This window comes from Hyphomonas oceanitis SCH89 (genome assembly GCF_000685295.1).
GTDB classification, from domain to species: Bacteria; Pseudomonadota; Alphaproteobacteria; order Caulobacterales; family Hyphomonadaceae; genus Hyphomonas; species Hyphomonas oceanitis.
On sequence record NZ_ARYL01000121.1, the window covers coordinates 1 to 1,175 of the forward strand.

The following is a 1,175-nucleotide window of genomic DNA, read 5'->3' on the forward strand; positions in this document are numbered from 1 at the left end:
TAAGCGACGGAACTGTTCACTGGCAGACCATCGACTGGCCTGCCGCCTATCGAACCGTCAGGACGCTGCGCCGGAGAATCTACCGGGCGACTGAAATGCGGGACTGGAAGACGGTCCGCTCGCTGCAAAAGCTGATGCTGCGCAGCCGGGCGAACCTGTTGATCTCCATCCGAAGGGTCAGCCAGATCAATCGTGGGAAAGCCTCTCCCGGTGTCGATGCGCGAACCGCACTGACGCCGACCGAGCGGGCCGATCTTGCGAGCCAGCTGGTGAACCTGAAGGCATGGGAACCGCTTCCAGCCCGGAGGGTGTATATCCCCAAAGCCAGCGGCAAGAAGCGGCCGCTCGGAATCCCGTCCCTTATCGACCGGTGCCAGCAGGCGATTGTGCTAAATGCGCTTGAACCCTGCTGGGAGGCACAGTTCGAGGGGACAAGTTACGGGTTCCGGCCCGGTCGTAGCGTCCATGACGCCATCGAGCGGATATATCTGGCAACGAAATCCGGGTCCAAACGGGTCTGGGTTCTTGATGCCGATATCAAAGGCTGCTTCGACAATATCGACCACGACGCCCTGATGGAGGCCATCGGCAACTTCCCCGCAAGGGGAATGATCCGCCGTTGGCTGAAGGCAGGCTATGTGGAAGATGGCGTGTTCCACGCCACCGAGCAGGGCACACCGCAAGGCGGGGTCATCAGTCCCCTACTTGCGAACATCGCCCTGCATGGAATGGAAGAAGCGCTGGGCATTGAGTATCGCGGAGGCACGAGCGCCTCATACGTGAAACCTCACTGCCCTGTCTTTGTGCGGTATGCTGATGACTTCGTCGTCATCTGCCACACCGAGACGCAAGCGCTTGAGGCCAGGACACGGGTTGCGGCCTTTCTCGCCGGGCGCGGTCTTTACCTCTCCGAGGAGAAGACCAGCATCCGGCACATACGGGAAGGCTTCGACTTCCTCGGCTTCAATGTCCGTTCCTACAAGGTGGCAGACCGCGCCGCTGGCACGAAGACCCTGATCAAACCTTCCAAGGACGCCGTCAAAGCGTTCAGGAAGAAGCTCAGGGACCTGTTCCGCGCCCATGTCGGTTCGGATCAGGGGCAGCTGCTTGCAGCTGCCAATCCGGTGATACGTGGATGGTGCAATTACTACCGCTACAGTGTCGCCGGGAAAATC

The 1,175-nt window shown here is 60.3% G+C and carries 1 protein-coding gene; it reads left to right on the forward strand.

Annotated elements, in window-relative coordinates; translation table 11 throughout:
* Window positions 1-29: 29 nt before the first annotated feature.
* Window positions 30-1,175: group II intron reverse transcriptase/maturase (ltrA, locus tag HOC_RS20505; protein ID WP_277813067.1), on the forward strand; the 1,146-nt coding region annotated here is incomplete at its 3' end.